Here is a 14,703-nt window from a genome sequence, read left to right as displayed (position 1 = left end):
AGGATGAGGACAGGCCACCACGATAACACCGGCGCCTGGGCAAATGGTTGCGAACTGCGCCGTCAGATGCCATCCTTTTGGCATCGCATGCCATGACAAAGCATCTTCACGCCATCCGATGCCAAAACCCAGCCTCGACGCCATCGACCGGAAGATCCTCGCCCGTCTCCAGAAGGACGGCCGGATCGCCAACAACGACCTCGCCTCCGCCATCGGCCTGTCGCCCTCGCCCTGCCTCCGCCGGGTCAAGGCGCTGGAGGAAAGCGGGGTGATCCGCACCTACGTGGCGCTGGTCGATCCCTCGACCGTGGACCTTCCGGTAAACGTGTTCGTCAGCGTCACGCTGGAAAAGCAGATCGAAGAACGTCTCGACGCCTTCGAGGCCGCGATCATGCATCGGCCGGAGGTGCTGGAATGTTACCTGATGACGGGAGAAGCAGATTACCTGCTCCGCGTAGTCGTCCCCGACCTCGCGGCCTACGAACATTTCCTCAAGACCCACCTGACCCGAATACCCGGCGTCTCCAGCATCAAATCCAGCTTCGCATTGAAACAGGTGCGCTACGAGACCGCATTGCCGCTGCATCACCTCCCTGCGTAAGTTCCAGGATTATTTATCCACAGATGCACGCAGATGGACACAGATGGGTATCGATGAGCGGGATCGTCTGTCGCATGCGGTTCTTGGTGCGGCTTTTGAAGTTTCGAACATTCTTGGTCATGGGTTTCTTGAAATAGTCTACAGGCGGGCACTGGTCGCGGAACTGACCCGCCGGGAAATCCATGCACGTGAGGAAGTGCCTTTCCCAGTATTTTATAAAGGAGACGAGGTTGGCCGATACTTCGCGGATATCATGGTCGAAGACAGGATGATCATCGAGCTGAAATGTACCGAAACCCTGTCGCCCGCCCATGTCGCCCAAACCCTCAATTACCTGAAGGCAGGCAGAATACCTATCGCCCTGCTCATTAGTTTCGGCAAGCCCCGCATCCAGTATCAACGCATCATTCTACAGGGCGCGTAGCGCCCATCTGTGTCCATCTGCGGCCCAACCCCTTTCAACCCCCCACCGCCCCCGCCTCCGTCATCCGCCGGATCTCCTCCTCGCCGAACCCGTGCTCCGCCAGCACCTCCGCCGTATGTTCCCCGAACCGCGGCGCCGGCCCGAAGACCCCGCCCGGCGTGTCGGATAGCTTGATCGGCAGCCCCAGCGCCTTGACCGCCCCGGCGACCGGGTGGTCCACCTCGACCACCATCTCCCGCGCCAGCGTCTGCGGGTCGGCGTGCATCTCGGCGATCGACAGCACCGGCCCGGCCGGCACGCCGGCGGCGTTCAGGCGCTCCAGCCACTCCGCCGTGGTCCGATGGCGGAAATGGACGGTCAGCGCCTCCACCAGATCCTCCAGGTTGTTCATCCGCCGCCGGTTGTCGGCGAACCGCGGATCGTCCAGCAGCTCCCGCGCCTCCAGCACGTCGACCAGCTTCAGCCAGTTGGTCTGGTTCGCGGCGCCCACGTTGATCCAGCCGTCCGCCGTCTCGAACGCCTGGTACGGCGCGTTCAGCGGATGGGCCGACCCCATCGGACCCGGCGACGCGCCGGTCGCGAAGCAGATCGCCGATTGCCAGTAGGTGTGGACGATCCCCGCCTCGAACAGAGAGGTATCGACCAACTGCCCCCTGCCTGTCGAAGCCCGCGCCACGACCGCGCTGACCACCCCCAGCGCCGCCAGGATCCCCGCCGTGATGTCCGTCAACGGCGCGCCCACCTTGACCGGCGGCCGGCCCGGCGCCTCCCCGGTGATGCTCATGATCCCGCTCATGCCCTGGGCGATCAGGTCGAAGCCGCCCCGGTCGGCATAGGGACCCGTCCGCCCGAAGCCCGACACCGCGCAGTAGATCAGCCGGGGGTTCCGCTCCCGCAGGCTCTCGTATCCCAGCCCCAGCCGGTCCATGGTGTCCTGCCGGTAGTTCTCGATCACCACGTCGGCGTCCATCAGCAGCCGCTCCAGCGCCGCCTTGCCGTCCGCCGTCTTCAGGTCGATGGCGATGCCGCGCTTGTTGCGGTTCATCATCATGAAGGCGGCGGACTCGCCCTCGATGTCCGGCGGCAGGAACCGGCGGCTGTCGTCGCCGCCGGGGATCTTCTCCACCTTGATGACGTCGGCCCCCAGGTCCGCCAGGAACAGCCCGCACACCGGGCCGGCCATGATGTGGGCGAGTTCGACGACCTTGAGCCCCTTCAGCGGCCCCGTCCGATCAGCAAGCATCGATCAGCGTCCCTTGAACTCTGGCTTCACCTTGTCGAGGAAGGCGCGGTACCCGATCCGGAAATCCTCCGTGTCGTAGCAGGCGTACCCCTCGTCCATCTCAGCCTCGCTCAGCGGCGAGCCCTCGGCCAGCCGCCGGGCGAACTTCTTGTGCCAGCGGGCGACCAGCGGCGCGCCTTCGGAAATCCGCCGGGCGGTCGCCATGGCCTCCTTGTCCACCTCGGCGTCGTCCACCACGCGGGTGACCAGGCCCTTGTCCTTCGCCTCGGCCGCCCCGAAGATCCGGCCTTCCAGCAGGATCTCCAGCGCGGTGGAGCGGCCGGCCAAGGCTATCAGCGCGTCCAGCTCGGCATAGCCCATCACCAGCCCCAGCTTGTTGATGGGCGCGCCGAACCGGCTCGACGTGCCGCAGATGCGGATGTCGCAGCTTCCCGCGATCTCCAGCCCGCCGCCGACGCAGATCCCCTTGATCAGCGCCACCGTCGGGTGACGGCACGTCCGCATCGCGTCCAGCGTGCCGGCGATGATCTTGCCGTAGGCGCTGGCCTGCTCGGAGTTGGACCGTTCGTTCTCGAACTCCGAGATGTCGTTGCCGGGGCTGAACGCCCGGTCCCCGGCGCCCCGCAAGACGATGCACCGGACGGAGTCGTCGTCCGACAGCCGCCGCATCACCTCGCCCAGGCGCTGCCACATGGACTTGGTGAAGGCGTTCAGCTTGTCCGGCCGGTTCAGGGTGACGGTGACGACCGGGCCATGGTGCTCGGTCAGGATCAGGTTTTCCACGGGTTTCCCCCCTGTGTGCTTAGTATGCTTATCGGTAGAACAGCTCGACCAGACCCATCGGCACGATCGGCACGTATGTGGACAGCAGCAGCACCGCCATCAGCACGCCGATGAAGTAGATGTTCACCTTGCTGACGGCCCAGATGTCGGCCTTGGCGATCGAGCAGGCCGTCACCAGCACGCTGGCGACCGGCGGCGTCTGCTGTCCGATGCCCAGGTTCAGCGTCACGATGATGCCGAAATGCACCGGGTCGATGCCCACCAGGTTGACCAGCGGCATGACGATCGGAACGATCAGGATGATCGCCGCGGCCGAGTGCAGGAACAGGCCGGCCAGCAGGAAGATGACGTTCAGCAGCGCCAGCACGACGTAGCGGTTGTTGGTGAAGTCGGCCACCGCCTGGGCAAGCTGCTGCGGCACCTGCTGCTCGGTCAGGTAGGTGCCCATCAGGGCCGAGGTGGCGACCAGAAGCATCACCACGGCGGTCTGGATGCCGCCTTCCAGGATCGCGTCGTACAGGTGCGCCAGGTCCAGCTCGCGGTAGACCACCGTCCCCAGGAACAGGGCCGCCACCACGGCCAGGGCCGCGCCCTCCGTCGCGGTGAACCAGCCGCCGAAGATGCCGCCCAGGATGATGACCGGCATGGTGAAGGCCCAGACCGCCTCGCGGAAGGTCTCCTTCACCCGGCTGACCCGGAACATCTCCTCCACCGGGTAGTTGCGGCGGACCGCGAACCCGTAGGCCAGCCCCATCAGCCCGGCCGCCCCCAGCAGGCCCGGCACGATGCCGGCCACGAAGAGCTGCACCACAGAGCTGCCCGACATCACCGCATAGAGGATCATGGGGATCGACGGCGGGATGATCACCGCCAGCGTCGCCGCCGACGAGGTGATGGCGGCGGCGAAGGTGGCGGGATAGCCCCTCTTCTTCATGGCAGGGATCAGGATCGACCCGATCGCCGCCACGTCGGCCACCGCCGAGCCCGAGATTTCCGCGAAGAACAGGGAAGTCGCCACGTTGACCATGGCGAGCCCGCCGCGCACGAAACCGACCAGCGCCGAGGCGAAGGCGATCAGCCGGCGCGAGATGCCGGCCGAGTTCATGATGGCACCCGCGAAGATGAACAGCGGGATCGCCAGCAGCGGGAAGCTGGTGGCGCCGTCGTACAGCACCATCGCCATGTTGGGCAGCGTCGCCGTTCCCGACGACAGCAGCATCGCGACCACCGACACGACGCCCAGCGCCACCGCGATCGGCACGTTGATCAGGACCAGGCCGAACAGCCCGGCCGCCATGTACAGCAGGGTCATCGCTCGGCCCCCCGGGCATCTTTCAGCAGGTCGGGATTCAGCAGTTCGGGCGGGATCTCGGGATCGTGGATCGGCCCGTGCCCGCGCGCCTCCCGCAGGATTTCCGGCAGGTTCATCAGCTCGGCGATGATGAACAGCACGGCGCCGATCGGGATCACCGACTGGGTGAACCAGACCGGCACCCACGGCAGGCTGACCAGCGTCAAGCCTTCCAGATATCCCAGCACCTCGATGCCGACCCAGGCCAGCAGCACGAAGAAGCCGATCACGATGACCTCGGCCAGGATCACGACCGGCAGCCGCAGCGCCGGCGGCATGGCGGCGATCAGTCCGGGAAAGCCGATATGGGACCGCTTCAGCGCCGCCAGCGCCGACCCGTAATAGGTCAGCCAAGCCAGCAGGATCGAGGCGACCTCGTCATACCAGACCAGCGACGCGCCCAGCTTGCGGAACACCACCGCCCCGAACACGACCGCCGTCATGCCGACCAGCAGGACGATCACGATGGCGGCGAGGAAACGTTCGAAACCCGTGCGCATCAGCGCCAGGGATGATGAGGAATTCGCCATGTCGGAGATCCGGTCTTTACGATGACTTGCCGAGTTCGACGGCCTTCTCGACCATGGTCTTGGCGGCCGGGACCTCGTCGGAGAAGTCGCGGTAGATCGGCTCGCTCGCCTTGACGAAGGCGTCCTTGTCCACCTCGTTCACCTGCATGCCCTCGTCGCGCAGCTTGGTCTCCAGTTCCTCGTCCATGCGCGCCGCCGTTTCATAGACGAAGGCCTGCGTTTCCCGGGCCGTTTCCTCCAGGACCTGCCGCACGTCGGCCGGCAGGCTGGCCCATTTGCGGCTGCCCACGGTCACATATGCTGGGGTATAGACGTGGCCGGTCATGGACAGGAACTTCTGGACTTCCTGGAGCTTGGAGCTGTGGATCTGCGTCAGCGGGTTCTCCTGCCCGTCCATCACGCCGGTCTGCAACGCCACGAACAATTCCGAGAACGCCATCGGGCTGGGGTTCGCGCCATAGCTCTGGAACATCCGGACCCGCCATTTGCCGCCCGGCACGCGCAGCTTGATGCCTTTCAGGTCCTCGGGCTTCTCGATCGGGCGGGTGTTGGTGGTGACGTGGCGGAAGCCGTTCTCCCACAGGCCGATGATCTTGTAGCCCTGCTTCTCCGCCGCCGGGGCCAACGAGGGCCAGAACACGTCCTCGGCGATCCGCTTCATGTGCTCCCGGTCCTTGACCAGGTACGGCATCTCGAACAGCCCGAAGACGTCCGACACCGTCGACATCACGGTGGAGGGCAGGGCGAAGTCGATGGTTCCCAGCCGCAGCTTCTGCAGCATCTGCTCGTCGGTGCCGAGTTGGCTGGACCCGAACACGACCACCTTGGCCTTGTTGCCCAGCTTCTCGTTGGCCCGCTTGGCGAACTCGTTGGCCGACTGGTCGAACAGCGACCCCGGCGCCCCGACATGGCCGAACTTCAGCTCGGTCTGTGCCGCCGCCGGCAGCGAAAACACCCCTCCGGCCAGCAGCGCGCCGACCAACGGCCCCAATGCGTTCAGGACAATGCGCTTCATGGATTTTCCCTCCCCTTCTGCATGCCGGCTCTCGTGGACGTTCGTTCCATCCCGGGCCCTTGGCTTGACGACGGCGCGTTGCGCCGAATTCGTAATTTTGCATTATGCATGAAAAGGGCAGTCCGACAACCCGGAGCTTTCCGCTACATCCAGACTGTCGGTCATGGGGTGCTTGCTATGTTGCCAGAGGTGTTGAGATTCAACTGTCGAGTTTTGGAACTCAATGCATCGCAGAATTAAAAGCTAGTTAAATGTTCTAGCAACCAATATTGTGTAATTTCTAAAATTACTTGGTGAATAAAAATTCTCACCATTATCTTTATCTGCGCCTATCTGTGTTCATCTGTGGCCAATACCGGAAACTTCCCTTGCATCCGGTCCGACAGGAGAGCCAGGTTGTGTTGATCGTCGGGATGCCCGATCCACCATGCCGAAGCGCCTATTCCGGCGGCATGGGACACACCCGCCCGATACCTCCTTGCGACATATTTATGCAAAGGCCCTTGACCCGGTCATGGCATGGGTCTAATTGTTTGCCACTTCGATGCCGAGGCCACTTAATGGGGTCGTGCCGCCAAGGCGGACTGCGTCGGAGATCAAACTATCAAAGGGGGCTTCCGGCCCCCTTTGGCATGTCCGGGCCATGGAAAGCCCGGATGCCGAACGCCGCTCCAGGAAGCAATTCCTTTATCTGTTCGCGCTAAGCTTCGATCCGCACCCTGGTGCCGGATCTTTGAAGCGTGAATACGAACGTCACCGTGGGGGCTGGACGGGGGGCCGGTCGCATGATGACATTTGCTGACATGCCAGGGGGGAGGGATGTGAACATTCCGCCTTTCCGCAGGCGCTGATGACCACGTTTGACGACATTCCCCCCGGGGGGTGTGTCGTCATCCGCCCACCACCCCATCCGGGGTCAGCAGCATGTTCGCCAGCACCCGCTCGTCATTCTCCATCCGCCAGGACAGCAGCGCCTGGGCATGGTCGCGGACCAGGGCCGCATGGGCGGGATCGTCGGCGAGGTTCCGGAACTGCCCCGGGTCGGCCTCCAGGTCGAAGAACAGCGGCGGCAGGCCGGCGAAGTGGACATATTTGTAGCGCTCGCCGCGCAGCACGTTGAGCACGCACTGGCCGGGACGCAGCCCCAGCGCCCGTTCCGCCTCGCCCCGGACAACGTCGCGGAAGTCGAATTCCCAGTGGGCATGGCGGCGCCAGTCCGCCGGAACGGGGGAACCACCCAGCAGCGGCAGCAGCGAGCGGCCGTCGCACTGGGCCGGCGGGGTGCCGCCAAGCCAGTCGATGACGGTCGGCATCAGGTCCACATGCTCCGTGAAGGCATCCACCGTGCCGCCGCCGGATCGATCCGGGTCCCGAACGATCATCGGGACATGGTAGGCCTCGTCGAAGTAGCCGGCCTTGCCCAGCATCCAGTGGTCGCCCAGCATCTCGCCATGGTCGGACGTGACGATCACCAGCGTATCGTCCAGCGCGCCGGTCTCCCTCAGCAGTGCCATGATCCGGCCGACCTGGGCGTCGAACTCGGCGACCAGCCCGTAATAGGTCGCGCGCAACCGGGCCAGGGTGCCGGCATCCAGGGTGCGCGGGTCCAGGTCCGCTCCCTCCACCCAGCAGTCGGTCCGCTGGCGGGCGAGGTGCCAGGCGAGCCACGGGTGTCCGTCCGCCTCCGTCCGCCAGTCCGGGGCGCGCACCGCCGGCGGCGTCGCGGCGGGATCGATCAGGCGGTGATAGGGATCGGGCGCTACCCAGGGCGGATGCGGCCTGATGAAGGCGGCCAGGGCGAACCAGGGCTCCCGGCCGCGCCCCGCCAGCCAGGCGGAGACGCGGTCGGCGAGGAAGGCGGTATCGCTGTCCCCCGCCCGGTAGACGGCCGGGCCGAAGGACTCGGCCGTGCGGTAGATTTCGCGGGCCTGCTCCGGCACCGGATAGCCCTTAGCCCGCAGGTGTTCCGCCCAGGGCTCGATCGACTCGGTCAGCAGGCAGGCCGGGTCGAAGCCCGGCATCACGCCCTCGTAGCTGCGCAGCGCCGGGTCGGCCGGATCGTGGCGGCGCGGGTCGGGGGAGGTGTCGGTATAGCCGAACAGGGCGGGGGCATGGCCGAGTCGGCGCGCTTCCAGCGCCAGGTTGGTATGCCGGGCGTCCAGCGGGGTGCCGTTGGCGACGGATCGATGGTTCTGGAGATACATCCCCGTCAGCAGGGAGGCGCGCGCCGGCCCGCAGGGGCTCGCCTGTCCGAAATGGCGGCGGAACAGCGTCCCCTCGGCGGCGAGGGCGTCCAGGTGCGGCGTGCGCACGCAGGCATGGCCGAGGGCCGACAGGCAGTCGCCGCGCCACTGGTCGGCCAGGATCAGGAGCACGTTGCGGGAAGGGCGGCCGCTCATCGGCGCGTCTCCGGACAGTGAAAGCGATTGATATGATTGCCTTTCGCGGCCTTGCACGCCAGGGCCGAGCCATGACACATTGATGAAAATTTTCTAAACTGCGGTGTCTGAAATTGCCGCTCGGCTTGGGCCTGCTGCATAGTCCGCCGGCCACGGAACCGTTCTGGGAGAACAAGAGACATGACTGACTCAGCGGAAAAACTGTCCAGCCAGGCGACGCAGCGTGCCGCCCGGGCCTTCACCCGCCGCACCCTGCTCAAGGGCGCCGCCGCGGCGGGCGCCCTGTCCGCGGCCGGCCCCTTCATCGTGCGCAATGCCCGCGCCGCCTCGGGCGAGGTCAAGCTGTTCGCCTGGTCCGGTTATATCTCCCCCGAAATGATCGCCGACTTCGAGAAGAAGACCGGCATCAAGGCGGTCCTGACCGAGTACGGCACCAACGACGAATTGCTGAACCAGCTCCGCGCCTCTGGCGGGGCCGGGTTCGACGTGATCATGCCGACCGTCGACCGCGTGCCGAACTATGTGGAGTACGAGCTGGTCCAGCCGCTCGACGAGTCCAAAGTCAATTTCGATGGCTGCATCGACTCGGCGGTCAAGGGTTCCGCCGGCATGGGCGGCGTGATCGGCGGCAAGCGCTACTTGGCGCCCAGCGACTGGGGCACCGAGGCGATCGCCTTCGACAATACCGTCGCCAAGCTCCAGTACGGCCAGGCCAGCTACGGCGACCTGTGGAAGCCGGAATACAAGGGCCAGGTCACCGTGCGCGGCCATTCCAGCCTGATCGGCATCGCGCTGTGGCTGGAGTCGCAGGGCAAGCTGCCCCATCCGGTGCGCCAGCAGTTCACGGAGGAGGCGAAGGCCCGCGCCAACTTCGACGCCATCATCAAGGTCGCGACCGAGAACAAGCCGTCGGTCGGCCAGTTCTGGTCCAACGAGAACGAGGCCCAGGGCGCCTTCCGCACCAATGGCTGCGTGATCGGCCAGACCTGGGACAGTTCGGCGGCGACGCTCCGCAAGGAGAACTTGCCGATCCGCTTCATCGCGCCCAAGGAAGGGGCGCTCGCCTGGATGGAAGGCTTCTGCATCACCAAGGGCGCGCAGAACCTGGCGCAGGCCTACGAGTGGATCAACTGGTACTATACGCCGCAGGCCGGCGCGCTCTATTCCAACCACACCAGCATCAACACGACCTCCAAGGGCGCGGAGCAGTATCTCAGCGACTTCAACAAGCAGTTCTTCGCCGACGCCTATCCGGCAGACGCGCTGGACAAGCTGTGGTGGTGGCCGATCCAGGAGGCGTGGTACGTCTCCATCCGCAACGAGTACCAGGACCGCTTCCTGGCGGCGTAAGGAACGGAGGGGAGCCGGGGCCTGATCCGCTTTCAGGCCCCGGCTTCACGGCTACGGGGAACCATGAGCCAGGATATCGAACTCGACCACGTCACCATGCGCTTCGGCGCGCTGACGGCGGTCTCCGACGTGCACCTGACCATTCCGGCAGGGGAATTCTTCAGCTTCCTGGGGCCTTCGGGCTGCGGCAAGACCACCATCCTGCGGATGATCTCCGGCTTCATGGAACCGACGTCCGGGGCCATCCGGATCGGCGGCCGGGACATGGCCGGCATCGGCCCCAACAAGCGGCCGACCGCGCTGATCTTCCAGAACCTGGCGCTGTTCCCGCTGATGACGGTGGCGGAGAATATCGGCTTCGGCCTGGAGGTGCGGGGCGTCGCCTCCGCCGACCGCCGGCACCGGGTTCGGCAACTGCTCGACCTCGTGGCCCTGCCGGACACGGCGGACAAGAAGGTGACCGAACTGTCCGGCGGCCAGCGCCAGCGCATCGCGATCGCCCGGGCGCTCGCGGTGGAGCCGGCGGTGCTGCTGCTGGACGAGCCGCTGTCCGCCCTGGACCTCAAGCTGCGCCAGCACATGCGTTCCGAACTGCGCGAGATCCAGAAGCGCACCGGGGTCACCTTCATCTACATCACCCACGACCAGGGGGAGGCGCTGACCATGTCCGACCGGATCGGCGTCATGTCGCGCGGCGTGCTCCAGCAGGTCGGTGACGGGCGGGCCATCTACGACGACCCGGCCAGCGCCTTCGTCGCCAGCTTCGTGGGGGAGAGCAACCGCTTCACCGGGCGGGTCATGGCGGCGGCCGGCGGCCGGGCCGCGATCGAGACCCCCGCCGGCAAGCTGATCGGGCGCAACCCGCGCGACCTGCGCGAGGGGGACCAGGCCATCCTGTTCGTCCGGCCGGAACGGGTCCGCGCCGACGACGGCACGGCGGAGAACAACCTGATCCGCACGCGGGTCAGCCACCAGGACTTCGAGGGCGCCTTCGTCAACATCTTCCTGGAACCGGTGCAGGAACGCCTGATCCTGTTCCAGACCGCCAATACCGGCACCGGCACCGGCCCGCGCTGGCAGCCCGGCGCCGAAGCCGCAGTCAGCTTCCGGCCGGAGGATGCCGTCGTCCTGCCGCCGTCCGACGACGCCGCATGAGGGATTCGCCATGACCGAGGTGCTGCGCCGCTACGGCCCGGTGCTGACCGCGATCATCGTCGCGCTGTGCGCCTTCTGGGTGGTCATGCTGGTTGTCCTGCCCCAGATCCTGATGATCGACTTCTCGTTGCGACCCAGCCTGCCGCCGTCGCGGATCGGCGGGCCGGACGACGTCTACACCGTCCAGAACTACGTCACGTTGTGGAACAACGCGATCCACCGCAGCATCTTCCTCCAGACCATCTGGGCCAGCGCGCTGGTGACGGCGCTGACCTTCGCGGTGTGCTATCCCGTGGCCTATTTCATGGCCCAGGTGGCCCGGCCCCGGACGCTGCCGATGCTGGTCCTGCTGCTGGTGATCCCGTTCTGGATCAACGAGTTGCTGCGAACCTTCGCCTGGTACATCATCCTGGCCTTCAACGGGCCGCTGAACCTGCTGCTGGTCAATCTCGGCCTGATCGACCGGCCCATCCGCTTCCTGGGCAGCCCGGCCGGCGTGATCGTCGGCATGGTCTATGTCTACATCCTGTTCATGGTCTTCCCGCTGTACAACGCGATCGAATCCCTCGACCGCAACCAGATCGAGGCGGCGCGCGACCTGGGCAGCGGCTGGCTGCGCATTCACCGCCGCATCGTCATCCCGCACGCCAAGCCGGGCATCGCGGTCGGCTGCATCATGACCTTCATGCTGGCCGCCGGCAGCTACGCCGTGCCGGCCCTGCTCGGCGGCCCCAACAGCCGCTGGTTCACCGAGATCATCTACAATTGGTTCTTCGAGGGCGGAAACTGGAACCAGGGCGCCGCCTACGCCTTCATCCTGCTGGTCCTGTGCGTCGGCTTCATCTTGCTGATGATGCGGCTCTTCAAGGTCGGCCTGACGGACGTCGCGAAATAGCCCTCACGGGCGGCAACTGGCGTCCTCGACCCCCTCGGCGGCGGAGTTCAGCAGGTCGTCCACCTGGCTCGCCGACCGGGGCGTGAACATCCGGCCGCCCGAGGGGGCGACGATGCAGCTCCGCTCGCCGGACCCGAACACGTCCAGCAGGTTCACCTTGACCCCCGGCAAGGTCTGGGCGAGCCGGCGGGCGGTGGCGCAGGGGTCCTGGCCGCAGCTGTCCTCGCCGTCGGAGATCACCACGATCATGCCGGTGCCGCCGCCCCTGCGGATCAGCTCGCCGGCCTTGACCAGCCCGTCCGCCAGGGGGGTCTCGGGGATCAACTCGGCATTCTGCACGATGGAGCGCAGACGCCCGCGCTGGCTGGGCGGGAAGACGCCGATGGTCTCCGCGGCCGGGCAGGTGCCCACGTTCACCAGGCCGACATCGACCGACGGGTCCAGCCCGTCGATCAGGCCGGTCATGGCGGAGCGGGCGACGTCGATCCGCGAGACCCGCGACCGGGCCTGGAGCTGGGCCAGCTGGAACTGCGCGAAGATGTCGCCCCGCTCGATCCGCTCCACCAGGCTGTTCAGCTGGGCCGGATCGACGTCGGCCGGAAAGCCCATGCTGAGCGAGACGTCGAACACCACGACCAGGTTCCGCCGGTCGCTCGGCTTCACGCCCTGCGGGCACTGAGGCAGCCGCGCCTCCGCCGGCGACGGGGCCGGCTCCGGAGGTTTCGCCGGCGGAACGGCCGCGCGCGGCGGCTCGGGCGGCGGCGGTTCCGGTGCCGGCTCGGGCGGCGGGGGCGGGGGCTCGGGGGCCGGCTCGGGCGCGGGAGGGGGCTCGGGCTCCACGGGCGGCGGTGCCTGCGGCACCTGCGGCACGACCGGCGGCGCCGGGACGGGTTCGGGGACCGGCTCGGGCATGCGGCCAGCCAGCCACCACCACAGCAGCGCGGCGAGCAGGGCCAGCAGCAGGGCGCCCAGAAGCAGCCTCAGCCAGGGAAAGCCCCGGACCGGCGCCGGCGGGACCACCGGGGATGCCGGCGGCGGGACGGCCGGCTCGGGGATCCGGCCGAAGGCGTTCACGCTGCCGGTGCCGTCGCGGAAGCCCCAAAAGGCCAGGGCGAACTGGTCGCCGACCACGTACAGGTGCTCGATCCCGGGGATCTCGGGGGCCGCCGCCAGGATCGGAGCCATGTTGCCCAGCCGGGTATTGATGCCGGAGCGGCCCAGGTCGGAGGCCAGCCGTTCCAGCCCCGCGCCCATCTCCAGCCGGGCGGGGTCGAGCCGGGCGCGCTCCTCCGGCCCCAGCTCGGTCCAGCGCCGCACCGTCCCCTCCTGGGTGGTCCACCAGACCACCTCGCCGTCGGGCCTGACCTCCGGCCGGGAGAAGACGGCGGCGTAGCGCTGGCCCAGGTGCTGCCGGACCGTCTCGACCAGCCGCCCATGGCTTTCGAACACGGGCTTGTTGAACACGGCAAGGCCCGTGTGGTCGGACAGGCGGCCGCGCGCCAGGATCTGCTCGGTCACTCCTGGTCCCTCGTCCGGGTCACGGCTCCACCTTCTCCATCCGGACGTCGAACTCGCTGCCGTCCGTCTTGTTCGTGCCGGTGCAGCCGACGGTCTGGTCCGGCCGGGTACCGCAGTTGGTCTCGGCCCCGCTCATGGTCTGGCCGTCGGCGCAGGTCAGGGTCTGGCCCTCCCGGATGGAGAGCTGCCGGCCCGCCGTCATCACCGCCTCGGCCGGAGCCTTGCAGACCGTACCGCCGGGGCCGCGGACCGTGACTTCGCCCTTGCCGTCCTGGCCGAAGCGGTAGAGCTGCTCGAGCGGTCGGCCCTCCCCGTCGCGCAGGCCCGACCGGCTGCGCCAGACCCCTTCCATGAACCGGGCGGGACCCGGATCGAGCGGCCCGGCAGGCAGCGCCAGCGGAGCGCCGGGCGGCCCGGCGGGCCGGCCCTCGGGCGGCAGTTCCGGCAGGTCCGGCGGCACCTGCGCCGGCTCCGGCGGAACTTCGGCGGGCGGCGGCGCATCGGGGAGGGGCGGCGTCCCGCCGCCCGGAGCGGGCACTTCCGGAACAGGAACTTCGGGAACGGGAACCCCTGGTTCCGGAACGGCCGGCGCCGGCACCCCCACCCCGGGAACGCCGGCTCCGGGCACCCCGACACCCGGTCCGACCGGAACGCCCGGCTCCGCCGGGACGACCCGGGGCACCAGCGGATCGCGCGGCGGCTCCACGATCTCCTCCTCCTGCCAGGGCAGGACGGGGAACGGCGGGAGGCCGAGGCGCGGCGCGAACAGCCACCAAAGGAGCCACAGGAGAAGCAGCAGGAACAGCAGCGCCCCCAGCCCCATCAGCAGCCAGTGCCACCAGGGCCGGCCGGTCGCCACCGGCACACCGGCCGGCGGCACCGCCGTTCCGCCCGGCATCGCCGGACTGACCGGGGCCACGGGCGGATCGAAGCGGACGGTCGTGGGCGGAAGGCGCAGCGGGTTGACGCCCTGCGGCCGCCCGACGCCCTTGAAGCCCCAGAAGGCGATCATCGGCTGGTCGCCGACGAAATACAGGTAGTCGGGGCCGGGCACTTCCTGCGCCTTCTCCAGCACACGGGAGAAATTGTTGCGGGACGAGTTCTCCGGCGCCTCCCGCAACTTGGCGATATAGCCGGAAAGCCCGTCCAAGACTTGGTTCTTGATTGGCTCGACCCGGTGCTGTTCCTCCGGCGACATGTCCACCCAGCGGCGCGGCTGACCCTCCTTCTGGGTCAGCCAGCCGATCCACTTTCCGTCGGGGTCGGAGTCCGGGCGCGGGAAGTAATCGGCGTAAAGGGGTCCCAGCTCGTTGAGCAGCGCCGTGCGGATCTGGCCGTGGCTCTTGTAGACCGGCTGGTTGAAGGCGCCGTAGGGCTCCAGCCCCTCCGTGGATTGCTGGCGCAGGATGGTGCCTGTCCTCATGCCGGTCCTTGCCTCG

At 67.4% G+C, this 14,703-nt stretch carries 13 protein-coding genes; 5 read left to right on the top strand and 8 right to left on the bottom strand.

Annotated elements, in window-relative coordinates; all coding sequences use genetic code 11:
* Nucleotides 1-118 precede the first annotated feature (118 nt).
* Nucleotides 119-601 (top strand): Lrp/AsnC family transcriptional regulator, encoded by a 483-nt coding sequence (locus JL101_RS25030; RefSeq protein ID WP_158047560.1) that lies wholly within the window; start codon nt 119-121, stop codon nt 599-601.
* A 43-nt stretch (nt 602-644) separates the two neighbouring features.
* Nucleotides 645-1,025, top strand: a complete 381-nt coding sequence (locus tag JL101_RS25025) for a GxxExxY protein (RefSeq protein WP_203099753.1) — start codon at nt 645-647, stop codon at nt 1,023-1,025.
* A 34-nt stretch (nt 1,026-1,059) separates the two neighbouring features.
* Here JL101_RS25025 and JL101_RS25020 read toward each other — a convergent pair whose 3' ends face one another.
* From JL101_RS25020 to JL101_RS24995, 6 genes are all read right to left on the bottom strand, one after another.
* Nucleotides 1,060-2,268: a CaiB/BaiF CoA transferase family protein gene (locus tag JL101_RS25020; protein WP_203099751.1), complete on the bottom strand. Its 1,209-nt coding sequence runs from the start codon at nt 2,266-2,268 to the stop codon at nt 1,060-1,062.
* 3 nt (nt 2,269-2,271) lie between these two features.
* Nucleotides 2,272-3,051, bottom strand: a complete 780-nt coding sequence (locus JL101_RS25015; protein WP_203099749.1) for an enoyl-CoA hydratase/isomerase family protein — start codon at nt 3,049-3,051, stop codon at nt 2,272-2,274.
* A 28-nt stretch (nt 3,052-3,079) separates the two neighbouring features.
* Complete coding sequence (locus tag JL101_RS25010) at nt 3,080-4,363, bottom strand: TRAP transporter large permease (RefSeq protein ID WP_203099747.1); 1,284 nt, start codon at nt 4,361-4,363, stop codon at nt 3,080-3,082.
* Nucleotides 4,360-4,932: a TRAP transporter small permease gene (locus tag JL101_RS25005; RefSeq protein ID WP_203099745.1), complete on the bottom strand. Its 573-nt coding sequence runs from the start codon at nt 4,930-4,932 to the stop codon at nt 4,360-4,362. The genes JL101_RS25010 and JL101_RS25005 overlap by 4 nt, the downstream gene beginning before the upstream one ends.
* A 16-nt stretch (nt 4,933-4,948) precedes the next feature.
* Nucleotides 4,949-5,947 (bottom strand): TRAP transporter substrate-binding protein, encoded by a 999-nt coding sequence (locus tag JL101_RS25000; RefSeq protein ID WP_203099743.1) that lies wholly within the window; start codon nt 5,945-5,947, stop codon nt 4,949-4,951.
* A gap of 890 nt (nt 5,948-6,837) precedes the next feature.
* On the bottom strand, nt 6,838-8,346 hold the full coding sequence (locus JL101_RS24995) for an alkaline phosphatase family protein (protein WP_203099741.1): 1,509 nt from the start codon (nt 8,344-8,346) through the stop codon (nt 6,838-6,840).
* A gap of 180 nt (nt 8,347-8,526) precedes the next feature.
* Here JL101_RS24995 and JL101_RS24990 point away from each other — a divergent pair, with 180 nt between their 5' ends.
* The 3 genes from JL101_RS24990 to JL101_RS24980 all read left to right on the top strand — a co-directional run bounded on the left by JL101_RS24990 (nt 8,527) and on the right by JL101_RS24980 (nt 11,746).
* Nucleotides 8,527-9,696, top strand: a complete 1,170-nt coding sequence (locus JL101_RS24990) for an extracellular solute-binding protein (RefSeq protein WP_203099739.1) — start codon at nt 8,527-8,529, stop codon at nt 9,694-9,696.
* A gap of 63 nt (nt 9,697-9,759) precedes the next feature.
* Nucleotides 9,760-10,851, top strand: a complete 1,092-nt coding sequence (locus JL101_RS24985; RefSeq protein ID WP_203099737.1) for an ABC transporter ATP-binding protein — start codon at nt 9,760-9,762, stop codon at nt 10,849-10,851.
* 10 nt (nt 10,852-10,861) lie between these two features.
* On the top strand, nt 10,862-11,746 hold the full coding sequence (locus JL101_RS24980; RefSeq protein ID WP_202683529.1) for an ABC transporter permease: 885 nt from the start codon (nt 10,862-10,864) through the stop codon (nt 11,744-11,746).
* 3 nt (nt 11,747-11,749) lie between these two features.
* Here the strand turns inward: JL101_RS24980 and JL101_RS24975 are convergent, their stop codons facing one another.
* Both JL101_RS24975 and JL101_RS24970 read right to left on the bottom strand, forming a co-directional pair.
* Nucleotides 11,750-13,264, bottom strand: a complete 1,515-nt coding sequence (locus JL101_RS24975) for a hypothetical protein (protein ID WP_203099735.1) — start codon at nt 13,262-13,264, stop codon at nt 11,750-11,752.
* 19 nt (nt 13,265-13,283) lie between these two features.
* Nucleotides 13,284-14,687 carry a hypothetical protein gene (locus tag JL101_RS24970; RefSeq protein ID WP_203099733.1) on the bottom strand — a complete coding sequence of 468 codons (1,404 nt, stop codon included), beginning with the start codon at nt 14,685-14,687 and terminating at the stop codon, nt 13,284-13,286.
* Between the last annotated feature and the right edge of the window lie 16 nt (nt 14,688-14,703).

Source organism: Skermanella rosea (assembly GCF_016806835.2).
GTDB lineage: Bacteria > Pseudomonadota > Alphaproteobacteria > Azospirillales > Azospirillaceae > Skermanella > Skermanella rosea.
The sequence above is the reverse complement of the archived record's forward strand: the minus strand, read 5'-3'. Positions and strand labels throughout refer to the sequence as shown.